17 protein-coding genes and 1 tRNA gene are annotated in these 19,016 nt (G+C 68.4%); 11 read left to right on the top strand and 7 right to left on the bottom strand.

From position 1 onward, the window contains the following. Nucleotides 1-6: 6 nt before the first annotated feature. Complete coding sequence (locus tag GKZ92_RS11965; protein ID WP_075863271.1) at nt 7-1,044, bottom strand: nucleoside hydrolase; 1,038 nt, start codon at nt 1,042-1,044, stop codon at nt 7-9. A 114-nt stretch (nt 1,045-1,158) separates the two neighbouring features. On the opposite strand from GKZ92_RS11965, the gene GKZ92_RS11960 reads away from it, so the two are divergent. Both GKZ92_RS11960 and GKZ92_RS11955 read left to right on the top strand, forming a co-directional pair. Beyond that, nucleotides 1,159-2,403 (top strand): M23 family metallopeptidase, encoded by a 1,245-nt coding sequence (locus tag GKZ92_RS11960; RefSeq protein ID WP_230461795.1) that lies wholly within the window; start codon nt 1,159-1,161, stop codon nt 2,401-2,403. 81 nt (nt 2,404-2,484) lie between these two features. Further along, nucleotides 2,485-3,414 (top strand): mechanosensitive ion channel family protein, encoded by a 930-nt coding sequence (locus GKZ92_RS11955; RefSeq protein ID WP_006360430.1) that lies wholly within the window; start codon nt 2,485-2,487, stop codon nt 3,412-3,414. 68 nt (nt 3,415-3,482) lie between these two features. Here the strand turns inward: GKZ92_RS11955 and GKZ92_RS11950 are convergent. Further along, nucleotides 3,483-3,568: transfer RNA gene (locus GKZ92_RS11950), tRNA-Leu, on the bottom strand. A gap of 107 nt (nt 3,569-3,675) precedes the next feature. Here GKZ92_RS11950 and GKZ92_RS11945 point away from each other — a divergent pair. Together GKZ92_RS11945 and GKZ92_RS11940 are read left to right on the top strand one after the other, a co-directional pair. Beyond that, entirely contained in the window at nt 3,676-5,010 is a 1,335-nt protein-coding gene (locus GKZ92_RS11945; RefSeq protein ID WP_155225304.1) for a M20/M25/M40 family metallo-hydrolase, read from the top strand. A gap of 61 nt (nt 5,011-5,071) precedes the next feature. Further along, on the top strand, nt 5,072-5,617 hold the full coding sequence (locus tag GKZ92_RS11940; protein WP_006360428.1) for a YbhB/YbcL family Raf kinase inhibitor-like protein: 546 nt from the start codon (nt 5,072-5,074) through the stop codon (nt 5,615-5,617). A 69-nt stretch (nt 5,618-5,686) separates the two neighbouring features. Here the strand turns inward: GKZ92_RS11940 and GKZ92_RS11935 are convergent, their stop codons facing one another. Genes GKZ92_RS11935 through GKZ92_RS11925 form a run of 3 tightly spaced genes read right to left on the bottom strand, consistent with a single transcriptional unit; the run spans nt 5,687 to nt 8,204 of the window. Continuing rightward, a complete protein-coding gene (locus tag GKZ92_RS11935) occupies nt 5,687-6,823 on the bottom strand; it encodes a quinone-dependent dihydroorotate dehydrogenase (protein WP_155225303.1) in 1,137 nt (378 codons plus the stop codon). Beyond that, entirely contained in the window at nt 6,817-7,140 is a 324-nt protein-coding gene (locus tag GKZ92_RS11930; RefSeq protein WP_035751561.1) for a DUF5703 family protein, read from the bottom strand. The genes GKZ92_RS11935 and GKZ92_RS11930 overlap by 7 nt, the downstream gene beginning before the upstream one ends. Before the next feature lie 2 nt (nt 7,141-7,142). Beyond that, nucleotides 7,143-8,204: a hypothetical protein gene (locus GKZ92_RS11925; RefSeq protein WP_006360425.1), complete on the bottom strand. Its 1,062-nt coding sequence runs from the start codon at nt 8,202-8,204 to the stop codon at nt 7,143-7,145. A gap of 157 nt (nt 8,205-8,361) precedes the next feature. Here GKZ92_RS11925 and GKZ92_RS11920 point away from each other — a divergent pair, with 157 nt between their 5' ends. From GKZ92_RS11920 to GKZ92_RS11895, 6 genes are all read left to right on the top strand, one after another. Continuing rightward, nucleotides 8,362-9,204, top strand: coding sequence for an undecaprenyl-diphosphate phosphatase (locus GKZ92_RS11920; protein WP_006360424.1), 843 nt, complete (start codon nt 8,362-8,364; stop codon nt 9,202-9,204). A 58-nt stretch (nt 9,205-9,262) separates the two neighbouring features. Beyond that, nucleotides 9,263-10,000: an MSMEG_4193 family putative phosphomutase gene (locus GKZ92_RS11915; RefSeq protein WP_035751563.1), complete on the top strand. Its 738-nt coding sequence runs from the start codon at nt 9,263-9,265 to the stop codon at nt 9,998-10,000. Between the two features lie 25 nt (nt 10,001-10,025). After that, nucleotides 10,026-10,733, top strand: coding sequence for a DUF3090 domain-containing protein (locus GKZ92_RS11910; RefSeq protein ID WP_006360422.1), 708 nt, complete (start codon nt 10,026-10,028; stop codon nt 10,731-10,733). A gap of 16 nt (nt 10,734-10,749) precedes the next feature. Continuing rightward, nucleotides 10,750-11,625, top strand: coding sequence for an SCO1664 family protein (locus GKZ92_RS11905; RefSeq protein ID WP_006360421.1), 876 nt, complete (start codon nt 10,750-10,752; stop codon nt 11,623-11,625). Between the two features lie 88 nt (nt 11,626-11,713). Then, nucleotides 11,714-12,964, top strand: coding sequence for a cysteine--1-D-myo-inosityl 2-amino-2-deoxy-alpha-D-glucopyranoside ligase (mshC, locus tag GKZ92_RS11900; protein ID WP_035751706.1), 1,251 nt, complete (start codon nt 11,714-11,716; stop codon nt 12,962-12,964). 90 nt (nt 12,965-13,054) lie between these two features. Beyond that, nucleotides 13,055-13,363, top strand: a complete 309-nt coding sequence (locus GKZ92_RS11895) for a hypothetical protein (protein ID WP_006360419.1) — start codon at nt 13,055-13,057, stop codon at nt 13,361-13,363. Between the two features lie 13 nt (nt 13,364-13,376). Here the strand turns inward: GKZ92_RS11895 and GKZ92_RS11890 are convergent, their stop codons facing one another. Beyond that, nucleotides 13,377-14,483, bottom strand: a complete 1,107-nt coding sequence (locus GKZ92_RS11890; protein ID WP_040004349.1) for an alpha/beta hydrolase — start codon at nt 14,481-14,483, stop codon at nt 13,377-13,379. Then, nucleotides 14,480-15,358, bottom strand: a complete 879-nt coding sequence (locus tag GKZ92_RS11885; RefSeq protein WP_006360417.1) for a PAC2 family protein — start codon at nt 15,356-15,358, stop codon at nt 14,480-14,482. The genes GKZ92_RS11890 and GKZ92_RS11885 overlap by 4 nt, the downstream gene beginning before the upstream one ends. Nucleotides 15,359-15,409: 51 nt before the next feature. Between GKZ92_RS11885 and metH the strand changes: the two genes are divergently transcribed. Next, the gene (gene metH / locus GKZ92_RS11880) at nt 15,410-19,000 is read left to right on the top strand and encodes a methionine synthase (RefSeq protein WP_006360416.1); all 3,591 of its coding nucleotides are present in this window, start codon (nt 15,410-15,412) and stop codon (nt 18,998-19,000) included. Nucleotides 19,001-19,016 lie beyond the last annotated feature (16 nt).

Genomic DNA, 19,016 nt, shown 5'->3' with positions numbered 1-19,016 from the left:
TCGACGCTATGCGGGTGCGTGCCTGAGGTTTCGGACGAAGGCGCCGATCGTCTCGATCAGGTCGTGGAAGACGGCGTCGAGGTCGGTGGCGGTGGCGATCCGGGCGTTCGGGCCGAGCGGCGACATCCAGCGTTCGTCGGCGACCGTCATGCCGCGGGTGAGGGTGCCGACGAGTTCGACGTCGACCCGCGCCGGGATGGTCGTGACGAGGTCGGGGTTCAAGGCCACCATCGCCGCGAACGGGTCGTGGAGGTGGGCGATGTAACCCTCGTCGTGGTCGTGGTGGAACTCGAAGTAGAAGCGCAGGGCGTCGGTGAGGTGCCGGATGATCTCGTTGTCCGCGACCGAGCGCAGACCCCGTTCGTCGCCCGGGTCAGGGCGTTCCAGGGGCGAACTCCCCGCTGCGGCGGACAGGCGCACCACGTGGCCGGGGGTCAGCACGACCTGTTCGGTGAGATCCAGCGCGCACACGATGGGCTCCGGCGCGCCGTCGGTACCGAATGCGGCGAAGACCTCGGCGGCGGCCTCCGGGTCGACGGCGACGTTCCACTCCGAGGTCGGCGTCGTGTTGCCGTGGGTGTGGAAGGCCCCGCCCATGATCACGAGGCGGTGGAGGCGGGCGGGCAGTGCGGGGTCCCGGCGGATCGCGGTCGCCAGCGAGGTGAGCGGACCGGTCACCAGCCCGACCAGTTCTCCGTCGTGCGTGCGCGACGCCTCGATCCACGCATCCGGGGCGTCGAGGTGGCTCGGCGTGCTGGTCGGTGTGGGCAGCGCCGCGTGACCGACCCCCAGCGGTCCGTGCGTGTCCTCGGTCGTCATGAGTTCGGCGACGAGCGGCGCGGCCGGCCCGACGTGAACGGGGACCTCCGGGCGGCCGCAGAGTTCGAGCCAGGCGAGGTTGTTGGTGGTGACCACGTCGACGGGGACGTTGCCGGCCGTCGAGGCGATGCCGACGAGGTCGACGTCGGCGCGCGCCAGCAGGTAGAGGAGTGCGACCGAATCGTCGATGCCGGTGTCGCAGTCGAAGAACAGGCGCTGGGTCACGTCACAATTGTGCCCGGTGTGCGGAGGGGGCGGCGCGTCGGCCCGGGGGTCCCTAGTATTCCGACGCAGGAAGCCGGGGCGGATCGCCGTCGGCGCGGCCGCGGAGGAGCGCACATGCACACACCACGACGTCCATTCGCGGTCTTCGGGGTGTGCGCAGCGCTCGTCCTGTCCGCCTGTGGCGGCGGCGAGGAGAACGGAGATGGTACGGCGGTACCGGTTCCGCCCGACCCGGTCCTCACCCCGGTCGTTGGGTCGGTGATGTTCGCTCCGACGCCGTTCGCCGGGTCGGACGGATCCGATCACCTCGTCTACGAGGTGTCGCTGACCAACTTCATGCGCACCCCGGTGACCATCACCGGCGTCAAGGCGCTCGACGCGGGGGTGGACGGTACCCCCGAGCTGCTCGGCCTCGACCAGGCCGATGTCGGGGAACGGCTCAAGCCCACCGGGGCGCCCTCCGTCCCGCCGAGACCCGGTGTGCCCGAGGGATACTCGGACGTGCTCGCACCGGGGCAGAACGGCGTCCTGTTCCTGCATCTGAAGTTCGAGGGAGCGGCGCCGACGAAGCTCGTCCACGAGATCTCGGTCCGTGCCGACGGGGCGCCGCCGGAGATGCGGGAGACCACCGAGCGGATCGCGGAGGTCGAGGTGAACGACGGTGTGGTCCCCGTCCTGGGTCCGCCCCTGATCGGCGAGCACTACATCGCCGCCGACGCCTGCTGCGACGCGGTCCGGCACACGCGCGCGATCCTGCCGTTGGACGGCGCTCCCGTCGTCGCCCAGCGATACGCGGTGGACTGGGAGCAGGCCGGACCCGACGGCAAGATCTTCGTCGGCGACGCCAGGAACCCGGCGAGCTACCGGATCTTCGGCGACGACGTGCTCGCCGTCGCCGACGGCACCGTCGTCGCCAGCCGCAACGACCTGCCCGAGCAGGTACCAGGGGAGTTCCCCGCGAACCTGCCGATCGCCGAGGCCGACGGCAACAACCTCGTCCTCGACATCGGCGACGGGTTCTTCGTGAACTACGCCCACATGCAACCCGGTTCGGTGCGATTCAAGCCGGGGGACCGGGTACGACGCGGCGAGGTCATCGGCAAGGTCGGCAACACCGGCAACTCGGTCGCACCCCACCTGCACGTCCACGTCATGAACGGGCCGTCGTTCCTGATGTCCCAGGGTGTGCCGAGTGTCACCGACCTGTTCACGATCACCGGCCGGGTGGCCGGCACCGCCGCCTTCGACGCCTCGGAGGGCACCGGTGTGCCGCTCGAGATGGCGCCCGGTGTGACCGTCTCCACACAGCAGGACCGGATGATCCTCGATCAGAACGTCGTCACCTTCCGCGCAGGCTGACAACGGTTCTCGGCGTCGACACCGACGCTCTCGGGTCGATCCCGACTGGACAACGAATTCAACGTCCGTACGGTCGGGGTCATGACCATTCAGAACCTGGCCTTCGAATGGACCGAGACGAATCGCGAATGGATCATCGAGAATCCGATCCGCATCGCGGCCTACATCCTGGCCGCACTCGTCGTGCGTTTCGCCATTCACCGCACCATCGACCGGGCGACCCGTCCACGCTCGCGGGACGGCGAGAAGTCGCGTGGAGCGACCCTCATGCGCGGTCTGCGGCCCAAGACGGTGACCACCGAACGCAGCGCCCAGATCGCCGCCCGGCGCGCGCAGCGGGCCGCCACCATCGGTTCGGTGTTGAAGTCGACGGTGTCGATCGTGTTGCTCGTCTGGGTGGTGCTGTCGGTGCTGAGTGTCCTCGGCGTGAACATCGCGCCGTTCATCGCCTCGGCCGGAATCGTCGGTCTGGCGATCGGCTTCGGTGCCCAGAATCTGGTCCGCGACTTCGTCACCGGGGTGTTCATGCTCCTCGAGGACCAGTACGGGGTCGGCGACATCGTCGACCTCGGCGAGGCCATCGGCGAGGTGGAGACCGTGGGTCTGCGCGTCACCACGCTCCGCGACATCGACGGCACCCTCTGGTATGTCCGCAACGGCGAGATCGCCCGCGTCGGCAACATGAGCCAGGAGTTCGCGGTCGCTCGCGTCGACACCCCGGTTGCGCCGGGCGCCGACATCGACAAGGCGCAGCGGGTCGCCGCCGAGGCGGCACGTCTGGCCGTCGAGGAGGACGACACCGACATCCTCGGAGCCATCGAGATGCTCGGTGTGCAGGAGGTGTCCTCGGATCAGGTCGTCCTGCGCCTGACGGTCAAGACCAAGCCGAACGGGCAGTGGGCCGTGCAGCGCCGGCTGCGACGCGCCATCCTGCAGGCCTTCGTGGAGAACTCCATCGCCCTGCCGTACTCGCGCGCCTGGGGTTCGTTGCTGGAGACCGCCGGCACCTGACCTCCGATCAGGGTGAACCAACGAGAAAACCCCCGGCCGGAGCCGGGGGTTTTCTCGTTGTTCTGCGGTGTCCGAGGGGGGACTTGAACCCCCACGTCCGTTAATAGGACACTAGCACCTCAAGCTAGCGCGTCTGCCATTCCGCCACTCGGACTTGCTTTGCTGCGTTGCTCCGGTGGGGATTTCTCCCCGCCATCTCGCGGCAGCGGGATAACACTAACCGAGGTTGCCCGTGTATCCCAAATCCCGTAGGAGTGAGGGGTGTCTTCACAGTCTGCGACCACTGAAGTAGTCGATCTCGTCAGCCGGTTGATCCGGTTCGACACCTCCAACACGGGGGAGCCGGAAACCACGAAAGGCGAGGAAGAGTGCGCCAAATGGGTGGCGCAGCAACTCGAGGAAGTGGGATACACCACACAGTACGTCGAATCGGGTCGTCCGGGCCGAGGGAACGTCTTCGCACGGCTCGCGGGACCGCCTGATTCCGACCGCGGTGCGCTCCTGATCCACGCCCATCTCGACGTGGTGCCGGCCGAACCGGCGGACTGGAGCGTCCACCCGTTCTCCGGAGCGGTCAAGGACGGCTACATCTGGGGACGCGGTGCGGTCGACATGAAGGACATGGCCGGCATGGCGCTTGCGCTGGCCCGCCAGTTCAAGCGCGACGGCACCGTCCCGCCGCGCGAGATCGTCTTCGCCTTCCTCGCCGACGAAGAGGCCGGCGGCACCTGGGGTGCCCACTGGCTCGTCGAGAACAGGCCCGACCTCTTCGAGGGGATCACCGAGGCGGTCGGCGAGGTGGGTGGCTTTTCCCTGACCGTCGACCGACCGGACGGCACCCAGAAGCGCCTGTACCTCGTCGAGACGGCGGAGAAGGGCCTGGGCTGGATGCGACTCACCGCAGAGGCCCGTGCAGGTCACGGCTCATTCCTGCACGCCGACAACGCGGTGACCGAGGTGGCCGAGGCCGTGGCACGGATCGGTCGGCACACCTTCCCGCTCGTGATGACGGAGTCGGTGAGTCAGTTCCTCGCCGAGGTGAGCGCCGAGACCGGACTGGACTTCAGCCCCGACGCACCCGATCTGGAGACGTCGCTGTTCAAGCTCGGCAATCTCGCCCGCATCATCGGCGCGACGCTGCGCGACACCGCCAACCCGACCATGCTCAAGGCCGGATACAAGGCCAACGTCATCCCGCAGAAAGCCGAAGCCGTCATCGACTGCCGCGTGCTGCCCGGACGGCAGAAGGCCTTCGAGAAGGAGATCGACGAGCTCATCGGGCCCAATGTGACCCGTGAGTGGATCACCCACCTCGATTCGTATGAAACGACGTTCGACGGCGACCTCGTCGACGCCATGAACAACGCCATCCTCGCCCACGACGAGCTGGGAAAGACGGTGCCCTACATGCTCTCCGGCGGCACCGACGCCAAGGCGTTCGCCAAGCTGGGGATCCGGTGCTTCGGCTTCGCGCCGCTGCAACTGCCGCCCGACCTCGACTTCGCGGCGCTCTTCCACGGAGTCGACGAGCGGGTGCCGGTCGACGCGGTTCTGTTCGGCACCAAGGTGTTCGAACACTTCCTGCTCCACAGCTGAACGCTCACATAGAGTGTTGGACAGATCGTTCCGATGCGCGAAACGTCAGAAAGGTGAACACATGTCGTCCTTCGACCCGTACTCCCCGCTACCGAGTCTGCCCGGTTTCACGCTGACCTCGGAAAGCCTCACCGACGGCTCGCCGCTGGCCAACGGTCAGGTGAGCGGAATCATGGGCGCGGGTGGAGATGACCTGTCACCGCAGCTGAGCTGGTCCGGATTCCCCGCGGAGACCAAGTCTTTCGCGGTCACCGTCTACGACCCCGACGCACCCACCGCGTCCGGATTCTGGCACTGGGCCGTCGCCGACATCCCCGTGTCGGTCACCAGCCTGCCCGAGGGCGCCGGTGATGAGGACGGCTCGGGCCTGCCCGACGGTGCCGTGACGCTCACCAACGACGCCTCGCTGCGCCGCTACATCGGTGCCGCACCGCCTCCCGGTCACGGCCCGCACCGCTACTTCGTCGTCGTGCACGCCGTCGACACCGAGTCGCTGAACCTGCCCGAGGCGGCCACCCCGGCCTACCTCGGTTTCAACCTGTTCTCCCACGCGATCGCCCGTGCGACCCTGGTCGGCACCTACGAACAGCCCGGCGAGAACGTCTGAGAAGCAGAACAACGACAATGGCGTCCCGACCACTGGAGGTCGGGACGCCTTTGTTGTCAGAGCAATTCGCTAGGGCTGCTGGGCGGCGGCGCAACCCACCGCGTCGGAGATCGACGCGAACCCGCCTGCTCGGACCCGCTCGGCGAGACCGGAGTGCAACTCGTACAGCCACAGCGGTCCGCCGTAGATGAACCCGGTGTAGACCTGGAGCAGATCGGCGCCGGCGCAGATACGTTCCCAGGCCTGGTCGACGGTCTCGATGCCGCCGACACTGACAATCGCGATCTTCCCGCCCACGCGGTTGTAGAGCCGCTTGAGGACGGCGAGCGACCGGTCGGCCAACGGGGCACCGGACAGTCCGCCCGCACCGATTTCGCGCACCTCGGCGTCCGGAGTCCGCAGACCTTCGCGGCCGATGGTGGTGTTGGTCGCGACGATGCCGGCCAGTCCGAGCTCGACGGCGAGGTCGGCGACCGCGTCGATGTCGTCGTCGACGAGATCGGGTGCGATCTTCACCAGGACCGGGACGTGGACCTCCGCCTGCACCGCGGCGAGGATCGGCCGCAGCGAGTCGACAGCCTGCAGGTCACGCAGGCCGGGGGTGTTGGGTGAGCTCACGTTGACCACGACGAAGTCGGCGAGCGGCCCGAGGAGGCCCGCGGAGAGCCGGTAGTCGTCGATGGCCTCGTCGAGCGGAACCACCTTGGTCTTGCCGATGTTGGCGCCGATCGGGGCGGACACCGGACCGTGCCGGACCTCTTTGAGATGTTCGGCGGCGACGTGCGCACCGGGGTTGTTGAAGCCCATCCGGTTGATGAGGGCACGGTCGGCGGGGAGCCGGAACAGGCGCGGCCGGGGATTGCCGGGCTGTCCCTGGCCGGTGATGGTGCCGATCTCGGCGAAGCCGAAACCGATTTGCCCCCAGGCGTTCACGGCGTCGGCGGTCTTGTCGAAACCGGCCGCCAGGCCGATGGGCACCGGGAAATCCACACCGAACACACGGCTACGCAGGACCGGATCGTGGTGGGCCAGCAGCTTGGCCACCGGGAAGGAGAGGACGGAGAACCGGCTCACCGCGCGCAGCAGCACGAAGACGATGTGGTGGATGCGTTCCGGCGGCAGCAGGAACATCAGCTTGAGCAGCAGGGGATAGCACCGCCGGTTGAGTGCGATCAGCACCTTGGTGGCGGTTCGTGCGGTCAGCATGCCTGGGCGCTCCGGGGATCGTGGTCGGTGGAACGGTTCTCGTCGAGCGCGCGGGCCCCGCGCGGCGGACGTTTGCGCTTGAGCAGGATCTTGCGTGTGCCGTCGGAGTAGAGGCGGACCCGCGACAGCTCCCAGCCGCCGAACTCGGCCTCGAGCGCGAGACGCATCGACGCGGTCACCCGGGTGACGTCCGGCGGTAGCTTCAGCAGGATGTACTCGACGTCCTCCGAGGTGACCTCCCAGCCGGCGGGGTACTGCGCGCCGACGCGGGCGAAGGTCCGTGAATGCCGCGTATGGGGCCGTCGGTCAGAACCCATGGTCACCGACCGGGCTCGACCGCCGTGACACCGAGAGGGGTGCCGGGCGGCGGGACGACCTGGAGTTTGCCGTCGCGTGCCGAGAGGACATAGACGGTGCCCGCATCGTCGACGGTGATGGTGTCCGGCTGGACCACGGACGCGAACCGCTGCATCTCGGTCGGCTCGCCGTCGGCCAGGTCATACGCAACCACCTCGTTGTTCCCGGTTGTCGACACCCAGAGCAGGTTTCGGGTGTCGTCGTAGTCTACGGCGTACGGGCCATCGGCCACCGGGTAGCGGAATCGCATGACCAGCGGTGACCCGAAGAATCCGAGGATCTCGCCGTCGCGGGTGTTCGCGACCAGGATGCGCCCGAATCGGTCGACCGTCGAGGTCGTGGCGCCGTTGCCCGCACGTAGGGCAGGCCCGGTCTCGCCCGACTCCGGGTCGATCGGGGTCACCGACGACTGTGCACGGTCGAGGACGACGACCTGGCCGTCGAGGCCCTCAGCCGATGCCGGGGCCGCGGTGAGCGAGTCCACACGGACGAACTCGCGCAGGTCGTGCTTCTTCTGGAACTCACCGTTCTCGGACCCGGCGTCGTAGATCAGGACCCGGCCGTCGGCGGTTCCCACGACGATCTCACCGGACGCGGCGCGCACGACCGCGGTCGGTTCGTCGGTGTCGATTCCGGTGGTACGGGCCCGGCCCTCGGCATCAACGACGACCAGCGAACCCGGTCCGACACCGAGGTAGCCGCCGTCGGTGTCCGCGGCGAGCGCGGTCAGGCCCGGCACCTGGATCGGGGTGGGTGGCGCGGTCATCGTGGCGGCGTCGAAGCGGAGCAGTCGGCTGCCGTCCGGCGAGACTACGGCGACCGTGCGACCCGAGGAGGCGAGTGCCCGGGAGCCGGCGGGTGCGGGGACCGTCAGGCCGGCCGGCTCGGAGGTCGCGGGCGCCTCGACCGCGGTCGCCGGAGCGACGGTCGGGACGTCGGGGGTGCCGGATTCGTCGGACCCGCATGCCGTGATCATCGCCACACCCACGGCGAGGGTCGCCGCCGCGGCGACCGGGCGCCGCAACCGTGCGAGACCTCTCGGGGGCTGGTGACGGGGGCGCGGTCGTCGAGACGAGTGCATGGACCCATCTTGCGTGACCGGTCGCGCGCGATGCTCAGGCGGGTCGACGCGTGTCGCCGAGCCGGGTCGGCGGGCGGGTCGCCGCGTAGCATCGGGCGCCGTGACCGACACCATGACCTGGACCCAATCGATCGTCCTCGGGGCGCTGCAGGGTCTCACCGAGTTCCTGCCGATCTCGTCGTCCGGGCATCTCCGTATCGCCTCGGAACTGATGTTCGGCGAGGACGCCGGGGCGTCGTTCACCGCGGTCACCCAGCTCGGCACCGAGGCGGCCGTACTGTTGTTCTTCGCCAAGGACATAGTCCGCATCATCGCGGCCTGGTTCCGTGGCCTGTTCCACGCGGAGGAGCGCAGCCTCGACTACCGCATCGGCTGGTATGTGATCCTCGCGACCATCCCGATCGGCATCATCGGCTTCGTCCTCAAGGACCAGATACGCACCACCGGCCGCAACCTGTGGCTGGTGGCGATCATGCTGATCGTCTTCGCCGGTGTCTTCTGGCTGGCCGAACGCTACGGCAAGAAGCAGCGCCCGCTCGAGAAGCTGACGCTGCGCGACGGTCTGGTGATGGGCGGCGCACAGTGCATGGCCTTGATCCCCGGGGTCTCCCGATCGGGTGCGACCGCCAGCGCGGGTCTGTTCCTCGGCCTCGAACGCGAGGCCGCGTTCCGGTTCTCGTTCCTGCTGGCCATCCCCGCGGTGACGGCCTCCGGCCTGTTCAGCCTCCCGGACGCGTTCAATCCGAGCGGCGAGGGCATGGAGGCCACCGGGCCCCAGTTGCTGGTCGCGACGATCGTCGCGTTCATCGTCGGATATGCCGCCATCGCCTGGTTGCTGAAGTTCGTCAGCAATCACTCGATGAACTGGTTCGGCGCTTACCGCGTGGTCCTCGGTGTCTTCCTGATCATCCTGCTGTCCACCGGCGCCATCTCCGCGACCTGACGTTCGCGGCGGTCCTCGTCGTGTGCGGGTCGCCTGCGCACATGCCTATGGTTGTGGCATGACCGTGATCCTTCTCCGGCACGGCCGTTCGACGGCGAACACCTCGGGTGTGCTCGCCGGTCGTAGCCCCGGAGTCCACCTCGACGACCGGGGCCGTGAACAGGCCGACGACCTCGTGAGCCGCCTCGGCGACCACCTCGCCGAGATCAGGGCGATCGTGCGTTCGCCGCTCGACCGCTGTGCGGAGACCGTCGCACCGCTACTCGCCGCACTCGGCACCAACGGCGACCGCCCGCCGGAGGTCGTCGTCGACGACCTCGCCGAGGTCGACTACGGCGGCTGGACCGGACGTTCGATCTCCGAGCTGCTCTCCGAGCCGCTCTGGAAGGTCGTGCAGCAGCAGCCGTCGGCCGCGGTCTTCCCCGACGGCGAGGGTCTCGCCGACGTCCAGGCGCGGGCGGTGCGCGCCATTCGCGAACTCGACCGCGTCTACGGCGGGCCGGACGGTTCCGGGGTGTGGGTCGCGTGTTCGCACGGCGACGTCATCAAGTCGATCGTCGCCGACGCCATGGGCAGCCATCTCGACGCCTTCCAGCGCATCGTCGTCGAACCGGCGTCGATCAGCGTGATCCGCTACGCCTCGTCGCGTCCGTACGTGCACACCGTCAACAACACCCAGAAGCTCTCGATACCGACCCCGCGTCCGCCCACCGGCGACGACCAGCAGTCCTCCGACGACGCCGTCGTGGGCGGGGACACCGGTGCCACTGCGACGATCCCGGCGACATCGGGATAATGAACTCAACAATCAAGGAGGTGTGATGTCCCGAGCGATCCACGTGTTCCGCAGCCCGGACCGGTTCGTCGCCGGCACGATCGGGCAACCCGGTGACCGCACGTTCTACCTCCAGGCCGTCCACGAGACCCGCATCATCAGCGTGATGCTCGAGAAGCAGCAGGTCCAGATCCTCGCGGACCGGATCGGTGCGCTGCTCGACGAGATCCATCGCCGGTTCGGGACGCCGATCCCGCCGGCGACCGATCGGGTCGGCGACCTGAGCCCGCTCGTCATGCCCGTCGACGCCGAGTTCCGGGTCGGCACCATGGGATTGGGCTGGGACGCCGAGTCCGAGGCCGTCGTCGTGGAACTCCTCGCCATCACCGAGGGGGAGTTCGACGAGAGCGTCGTACTCGACGACACCGACGAGGGACCCGACGCGGTGCGTGTGTTCCTGACCACCACGGCCGCACGGGAATTCGCCGCCCGGTCGTCGAAGGTGATCTCGGCCGGCCGCCAGCCGTGCCCGCTGTGCAGCGAACCGCTCGACCCCGAAGGCCACCTGTGCGTTCGCACCAACGGCTACAAGCGTGATGCGCAGCTGAGCAAGTCGATCGACTTCATCGACCCCGAGGTGTTCAACAGCCTTGCGGCGCAAACCGATCCGAGCTTCCTCGTCGACGAGGACGACGACGACCCGGAGGATCCTGACGACGAGGATCCGGGCACGTCCGGACCCTCGCAGGCGTGAGACAGGGGCACGGTCGTTGACGACGGAGGCCGCGAGTCCGCAACCCGAGCCCTCGGACCCGGTGCCGACCGAGGTGTCATCGCTCGACATCCTCCGCGACGGTGAGCTGACCATCCTCGGCCGGATTCCGTCGGCGAGCAACGCCACCCTGGTGTGCGACGCCGTGCTCGACGAACAGTCGGTCCGCTGCGTGTACAAGCCGATCCGCGGCGAGGTCCCGCTCTGGGACTTCCCGGACGGCACGTTGGCCGGCCGCGAGGTCGCGTCGTACCTGATCTCGGAGGCCCTCGGCTGGGGTGCCATCCCGACGACCATCCACCGGGACGGGCCGGTCGGTCCGGGGATGGTCCAGCGCTGGGTCGAGACGCCGGACAACACCGAACACCCGCCCGTCGAGAACCAGCCGCGGATCGACCTGGTGGACCTGTGCCCGGTCGACACGGTGCCGACCGGCTTCTTCGCCGTCCTGCAGGCCTACGACCCGTACGGCGAACCCGTCGTGCTCGTCCACGCCGACGACCCGAGACTCCAGCGCCTGGCGGTGCTCGACGTCGTCCTGAACAACGCCGACCGGAAGGGCGGCCACGTCCTCGAGGGTCTCGACGGCGGTGTCTACGGCATCGACCACGGCATCTGCCTGCACTCCGAAGACAAGCTCCGGACCGTCCTGTGGGGTTGGGCGGGGGAGAAGGTGCCCGGACACCTGGTCGCCGACGTTGCCGAACTGGCGGAGAAGCTGGAGACCGACGGGTGCACGCTGCGCGACGAGCTGCAGCGTCACATCACCGCCGACGAGGTCGACGCACTCACGGTCCGGGCGGTCGTCATCGCCGAGAGCGAGACCATGCCACTCCCGCCGGGGCACCGGCCGATCCCGTGGCCACCGTTCTGACGTCATACTGTGATCCGCGTCGCCGGCCCACGCAGGCTGGGACCGGGCCGTGAACACCTCGCGGTCCGTGGGCAATACAGTGGACGGCATGCAGTCGTGGCCCGATGTGGAACTTCCGGAGGTACCCGGCGAGGGGCCTGCCCTTCGTCTCTATGACACCGCCGACCGTGCGGTGCGTCCGGTGACCCCCGGACGGACCGCCACCATGTATGTCTGCGGGATCACCCCGTACGACGCCACCCACCTCGGCCATGCCGCCACGTATCTGACCTTCGATCAGGTGAACCGCGTCCTGCGGGACCAGGGACACGACGTGCACTACGTGCAGAACGTCACCGACGTCGACGACCCGCTGTTCGAGCGCGCCGACCGCGACGGAGTCGACTGGCGCGACCTCGGCGCGCGGGAGACCCAGCTCTTCCGCGATGACATGACCGCCCTACGCGTGCTGCCGCCGCGCGACTACATCGGTGCCGTCGAGTCGATCGGCGAGGTCATCGAGGTCGTCGAGAAGCTGCTCGCCTCGGGTGCCGCCTACACCGTCGACGATGCGGAGTACCCCGACGTCTACTTCCGGACCGACGCCACCGAGCAGTTCGGCTACGAGTCCGGCTACGACCGGGAGACCATGGCGCGGTTCTTCGCCGAGCGCGGCGGCGACCCCGACCGTGCCGGCAAGCGTGACCCGCTCGACGCCCTTCTGTGGCGTGCGAAGCGGGAGGGCGAGCCTTCGTGGGACTCGCCGTTCGGTCCGGGACGTCCGGGCTGGCACATCGAATGCTCGGCGATCGCACTGAACCGGCTCGGTATCGAGTTCGACATCCAGGGCGGCGGCAACGATCTGATCTTCCCGCACCACGAGTTCTCGGCCGCCCACGGTGAGGCGCTCACCGATTCGCGACGCTTCGCCCGCCACTACGTGCACACCGGCATGGTCGGCCTCGACGGCGAGAAGATGTCGAAGAGCCGCGGCAACCTGGTGTTCGTGTCGGTTCTGCGACGCGAGGGCGTCGACCCGGCCGCGATCCGTCTGGCGCTGCTCGCCGACCACTACCGCGGCGACCGCATGTGGACCCAGTCGGTGCTCGACACCGCCGTCGAACGTCTCGACCGGTGGCGTACCGCGTTCGCCGCACCCACCGGACCCGACGCGGCAGATGTGATCGCGCGTGTCCGCCAGCATCTCGCCGACGATCTCGACACCCCGAAAGCGCTTGCCGCAGTGGACGCCTGGTGCGCCGATGTGCGCAGCGGCATCGGCTCGTCGGCGGCGGCGCCCGCGACACTCGCGGCCGCGGTCGACGCGCTGCTCGGCATCCCGGCGACCCGTCAGGACTGATCCGGTCGCCGGCGTTCTCCGGATGCCGGCAAACGTCGGGCGGGTTGTACGGGGCGAACAGTGAGTGGCCGCTCTGGGTACAGTGCTCTCGTGGCGCGCGTGCAAGAGATCAGACCAGACACCGACTCCGGGGTGTTCACCGTGGTCACCCGGACATCCACCTACCTCCTCGACTTCGGGGAGATGACGCTGTTGCGTGCTCCCGGTGTCGGCGGCACGGACAGCGAGGACTGGACCGTCAGTCGGCTGCGCCGTGATTCGGAGGACATCCCGCTGCTCGGGGTGAAGTCCTGCCGGCTCGGCGAATCGGCTCAGTTCTGGGTGCGGGCCGCTGACGATCCCGACGTCCGGACGTGGCGGATCACCACGCCGGTCGTCTCCATCGAGAAGATCGGCTGACCCGGGCCGTCGCTCACCTGATCCGTCCGCTCAGGGCGTTGATCGAGTCGACGAACAGCGCCGGACGCTGCCGATGGATGTCGTGCCCGGCCGGGATCCGGTCGACGAGTAGGCAGTCCGGCATCAGGACATGGGCACGACGTGCGTCGTCGTGTGTCATCGCCCCGAGCAGAACGCCGTCCTGCTCGTGCACGGTCGCGTGCAGCAGCGTCGCGGGTGCGCGGACCCTCGTGAGGGTCTCGGTCTGGTCGAAGCCGTCGAACCACGTGTTGTCGTAGAACATCTCGCCGTAGCGGAGGTCGTAGTCGCCGGTGCCGTCCTGCAGGCAGGCGGTCAGGGCGAGGGCCCGGTTCATCGTCGGCGGCAGCCACCAGAGAGGCGGGATTCGGTGCGGATCGCGGTCGAGCCGGCGCTCCACCGGGTCGCGGACCAGACGCGTCCAGCCCTTGTCGCCGAACAGCGTTCGTAGGTGACTGTGGCGCACCCAGTGGCGCGTCCAGGTCATCGACGCGTCGTGGCGGGTGGCCAGGAACTCGTGCATGGGCCGGAAGCCGTCGAGCCATGCGAAGGTGCCCGGTGCGCGGTCGGGTTCGGTGGCGAAGAACGGTGCGTCCTCGATGAGGACGGCGCGGACCAGGTCGGGGGAGTCGGCTGCCAGGCGTGCGGCGAGGAGCCCGCCCGACGAGTGCCCGGCCACCACCGCGGGCGTTCCGACGACCGACTCGATGAACCAGGTGAGTGCCGTGGTCTGCCGTAGAGCCGGATAGTGCGCCGGATCCTTGGTGGACCCACCGTGCCCGAAGCAGTCCACCGCGAAGACGTGCCAGTTGTCCGACAGCGCGCCGAGCACGGACGCGTAGTCGGTCCAGGAGACCTGCTGTCCGGGGATGAGGAGGAGCGGCGCGCCGCCCGGTGGGCCCTCGCCGTAGCCGATCACCGCGCCGTCGGGCATGGTGACCGACCGTGAGGTCACCCCGCTCGAGGCGAGGAGGGACGACTCCCGGCGATCATAGGTGAGGTTGCGGGTCACAAACGTGGCGGCGCAGGCCGACACGACGGACATGCACACCGCACCCACGGCAGCGGCGCGGCTCGCCGCTGCCTTTCGGGGAGCCGTCACGCGCTGAACGGCCCCTGGCCGCGACGCTTCAGATATCGCTCGAACTCGGCGGCCAGGGCGTCGCCGTCGATCTTCGCCATCACCTCGTCCGGATCCATCTCGGCGTCGCCGCGTTCCTCGAGCCCGCGGACGTAGTCGGCGATCTCCTCGTCGTCCTCGGTCATCTCGGTGACCGCGCGTTCCCACTCCTCGGCCTGCTCGGGCAGGGTGCTGAGCGGGACCTCGATGTCGAGGACCTCCTCGACGCGTGTCAGCAGCGCGACGGTGGCCTTCGGGTTGGGCGGGGTCGACACGTAGTGCGGCACCGCGGCCCAGAAGGACACGGCGGGCAGGCCTGCCTGCACGAAGAGGTCCTGCAGCACGCCGGTGATGCCCGTAGGGCCCTCGTAGCGGCTCTCCGCGAGGTTGTACCGGGCCGCCGACTCACCGCTGTAGGCCGTCCCGGTGACCGGCACCGGGCGGGTGTGCGGGGTGTCGGCGAGCAGTGCGCCCAGCATGACGGTGGTCTCGACCTCGAGCTCCTGGGCCAGATCGACGATCTCGGCGCAGAACGCGCGCCACCGCATGTTCGGTTCGATGCCGCGGACCAGCACGATGTCGCGGTCGGCGCCGCGCGGACTGCAGTACGAGATCGACGTCGTCGGCCATTCGATACGCCTGGTCACGCCGTCCACCTGCTTGACCGTGGGACGGTTGACCTGGAAGTCGTAGTATTCATCAGAGTCGATGTCGGCGAGCGGACGAGCGTCCCACTCGAGGGCGAGGTGCTCGACGGCGCTGCTGGCGGCGTCCCCGGCGTCGTTCCATCCCTCGAAGGCCGCGAGCAGAATGGGTCTGCGCAGCTGGGGGAGGTTCGACATCTGCTCAGCGTTCACCGAACCAGCCTACGACCGAACACGCAGAGAGGGCGAACTACGCTGTCAACCATGTCCTTCGAAAACTCCGGCCATCGACCGAGCGACTTCGACACGACGTTCCTGTCGTCGATGTCGCGGCGCGTGCTGATCGGAGACGGGGCGATGGGCACGATGCTCCAGGCCGCGGACCTCACCCTCGACGATTTCCACAACCTCGAGGGCTGCAACGAGATCCTCAACGACACCCGGCCCGACGTCCTCGAAGGCATCCATCGCGCCTACTTCGAGGCCGGGGCCGACGCCGTGGAGACCAACACGTTCGGCTGCAACCTGTCGAACCTCGGCGACTACGACATCGCCGACCGCATCCGCGAGCTGGCCTACAAGGGCACGGCGATCGCACGCGGCGTCGCCGACGAGATGGGTCCGTCCGCCGACGGCACCGGCCGTTACGTCCTCGGCTCGATGGGTCCCGGCACCAAATTGCCGAGCCTCGGCCACACGACGTTCGCCACGATCCGCGACGCCTACCAGGAATGCGTCATCGGCATGCTCGAGGGTGGCGCCGACGCGGTGCTCATCGAGACCTCGCAGGACCTGCTGCAGGTGAAGGCCGCGGTGATCGCGGCGCAGCGCGCCATGGATCGGGTGGGTCGCCGGATCCCGATCATCAGCCACGTCACGGTCGAGACGACCGGCACGATGCTGCTGGGTTCGGAGATCGGTGCCGCGCTGGCGGCGATCGAGCCGCTGGGCGTCGACCTCATCGGTTTGAACTGCGCCACCGGTCCGGCGGAGATGAGCGAGCACCTGCGCTACCTGTCGAAGCATGCGCGCATCCCGGTGTCGGTCATGCCGAACGCCGGCCTGCCCGTCCTCGGGGCGAACGGTGCCGAGTACCCGCTGACGCCGGAGGAACTGGCCGAGTCGATGGCCCAGTTCGTCGGCGAGTTCGGACTGTCCTTCGTCGGCGGCTGCTGCGGCACCACACCGGAGCACATCCGCCAGGTCGCCGAGGCGGTCGCGCAGGTCACCCCCGCGACGCGTACGCCCGAGCACGAGTCGGAGACGTCGTCGCTCTACACCGCGGTTCCCTTCGATCAGGACGCGAGCTTCCTGGTCATCGGTGAGCGCACGAACACCAACGGCTCCAAGGCATTTCGTGAGGCCATGATCGCCGAGGACTACCAGAGGTGCCTCGACATCGCCAAGGACCAGACGCGCGACGGCGCGCACATGCTCGACCTCAACGTCGACTACGTCGGTCGTGACGGCGCGGCGGACATGACCGCTCTCGCGAGCCGCTTCGCGACGTCGTCGACGCTGCCGATCATGCTCGACTCGACCGAGCCGGAGGTGATCCGCGCGGGTCTCGAGGCGCTCGGCGGTCGTTGCGCGGTCAACTCGGTGAACTACGAGGACGGTGACGGTCCGGATTCGCGGTTCAACAAGATCATGCAACTCGTGGTGGAACACGGTGCGGCTGTCGTCGCCCTGACCATCGACGAGGAGGGGCAGGCGCGGACCGCGGACTGGAAGGTCAGCGTCGCCGAGCGCCTCATCGCCGACATCACCGGCAACTGGGGTCTCGCCGAGGAAGACATCATCATCGACGCCCTCACCTTCCCGATCTCCACGGGTCAGGAGGAGGTCCGGCGCGACGGCATCGAGACGATCGAGGCCATCCGCCGGCTGCACGAGACGCATCCCGACGTGCACTTCACGCTGGGCATCTCCAATATCTCGTTCGGCCTGAACCCGGCTGCTCGGCAGGTGCTGAACTCGGTGTTCCTGCACGAGTGCGTGCAGGCCGGCCTCGACACCGCGATCGTGCACGCGTCGAAGATCCTGCCGATGGCGCGCATCCCGGAGGAGCACCGTCAGGTCGCGCTGGATCTGGTCTACGACCGCCGGCGCGAGGGTTACGACCCGCTGCAGAAGCTGATGGAGCTGTTCGAGGGTGTCTCGGCGGCGTCGGCTCGCGAGTCGCGCGCCCAGGAACTGGCCAAGCTGCCACTGTTCGAGCGGCTGGAACGACGCATCGTCGACGGTGAGCGCAACGGCCTGACCGACGATCTCGACGAGGCGATGACCCAGGTCCCGCCGCTGTCGATCATCAACGACACCCTGCTGTCGGGGATGAAGACCGTCGGCGAACTCTTCGGCTCGGGTCAGATGCAGCTGCCGTTCGTGCTGCAGTCCGCCGAGGTCATGAAAGCGGCTGTGGCGCACCTCGAACCGCACATGGAGGCGACCGGTGAGGACGGCAAGGGCCGTATCGTGCTGGCGACCGTCAAGGGCGACGTGCACGACATCGGCAAGAACCTCGTCGACATCATCCTGTCCAACAACGGGTATGAGGTTGTCAACATCGGCATCAAGCAGCCGATCGCGACCATCCTCGACGTCGCCGCCGACAAGAGGGTCGACGTCATCGGCATGTCGGGTCTGCTGGTGAAGTCGACCGTCGTCATGAAGGAGAACCTCGAAGAGATCAACACGCGGGGCCTCGCCGACGAGTACCCGGTCCTGCTCGGTGGTGCGGCGCTGACGCGCTCCTATGTCGAGAACGATCTGTCGGACGTCTACGAGGGCGACGTGCACTATGCGCGTGACGCTTTCGAGGGCCTGCGACTGATGGACGACATCATGGCGCGCAAGCGCGGTGGCGGCCCCGACCCCGACAGCGACGAGGCCAAGGCCGAGGCGGCCAAGACCGCCGAGCGCAAGGCACGCCATGAGCGGTCCAAGCGCATCGCCGCGAAGCGCAAGGCCGCCGAGGAACCCGTCGAGGTGCCGTCGCGTTCGGACGTGGCCGCCGACAACGAGATCCCGACCCCGCCCTTCTGGGGTTCGCGCATCGTCAAGGGCGTGCCGATCGCCGACTATCTGCAGCTGCTCGACGAGCGTGCGCTGTTCCTCGGCCAGTGGGGTCTGCGTGGCGCCCGCGGCGGTGACGGCCCCTCGTACGAGGAGCTCGTCGAGTCCGAGGGCCGGCCGCGTCTGCGCTACTGGATCGATCGGCTCGCGACCGAGAACATCCTGCAGCACGCCGCGGTCGTCTACGGCTACTACCCGGCGGTCAGCGAGGGTGACACCGTTCACGTGCTGACCGAGCCGGATCCCGATGCGCCGGTGCGGTTCAGCTTCTCGTTCCCGCGCCAGCAGCGGTCGAGGTTCCTGTGCATCGCCGACTTCATCCAGTCACGCGAGGCCGCGAAGGCCGCCGGCCGGGTCGATGTCATGCCGTTCCAGCTCGTCACGATGGGGCAGCCGATCGCCGACTTCGCGAACAAGCTGTTCGCCGAGGACGCGTACCGCGACTACCTCGAGGTGCACGGCATCGGTGTGCAGTTGACCGAGGCGCTCGCCGAGTACTGGCATCAGCGCGTGCGCAGCGAGCTGAAGTTCGGTGACCGGTCGATGGACAGCGAGGATCCCGAGCACGCACAGGGCTTCTTCGACCTCGAATATCGTGGTGCGCGTTTCTCGTTCGGTTACGGCGCCTGCCCGGATCTCGAGGACCGCGCGAAGATGATCGAGCTCCTCGAGCCGGAGCGGATCGGTGTCCAGTTGTCGGAGGAACTGCAGCTTCATCCGGAGCAGTCCACGGATGCGTTCGTGCTGCACCATCCGGAAGCCAAGTACTTCAACACCTGAGTCTTCACCACGATCG

Source organism: Gordonia sp. 135, from assembly GCF_009720185.1.
Lineage (GTDB): Bacteria > Actinomycetota > Actinomycetes > Mycobacteriales > Mycobacteriaceae > Gordonia > Gordonia alkanivorans.
Note: the sequence above shows the minus strand (reverse complement) of the source record. Positions and strands in the feature narration are given on the sequence as shown.

Excerpts from the sequence above, each read along its gene's own strand:
- GKZ92_RS11960 (WP_230461795.1), top strand. The coding sequence starts at position 1,159 with ATGCACACACCACGACGTCCATTCGCGGTCTTCGGGGTGTGCGCAGCG.
- GKZ92_RS11955 (WP_006360430.1), top strand. The coding sequence starts at position 2,485 with ATGACCATTCAGAACCTGGCCTTCGAATGGACCGAGACGAATCGCGAA.
- GKZ92_RS11940 (WP_006360428.1), top strand. The coding sequence starts at position 5,072 with ATGTCGTCCTTCGACCCGTACTCCCCGCTACCGAGTCTGCCCGGTTTC.
- GKZ92_RS11935 (WP_155225303.1), bottom strand. The coding sequence starts at position 6,823 with ATGCTGACCGCACGAACCGCCACCAAGGTGCTGATCGCACTCAACCGG.
- GKZ92_RS11930 (WP_035751561.1), bottom strand. The coding sequence starts at position 7,140 with ATGGGTTCTGACCGACGGCCCCATACGCGGCATTCACGGACCTTCGCC.
- GKZ92_RS11915 (WP_035751563.1), top strand. The coding sequence starts at position 9,263 with ATGACCGTGATCCTTCTCCGGCACGGCCGTTCGACGGCGAACACCTCG.
- GKZ92_RS11910 (WP_006360422.1), top strand. The coding sequence starts at position 10,026 with ATGTCCCGAGCGATCCACGTGTTCCGCAGCCCGGACCGGTTCGTCGCC.
- mshC (WP_035751706.1), top strand. The coding sequence starts at position 11,714 with ATGCAGTCGTGGCCCGATGTGGAACTTCCGGAGGTACCCGGCGAGGGG.
- metH (WP_006360416.1), top strand. The coding sequence starts at position 15,410 with ATGTCCTTCGAAAACTCCGGCCATCGACCGAGCGACTTCGACACGACG.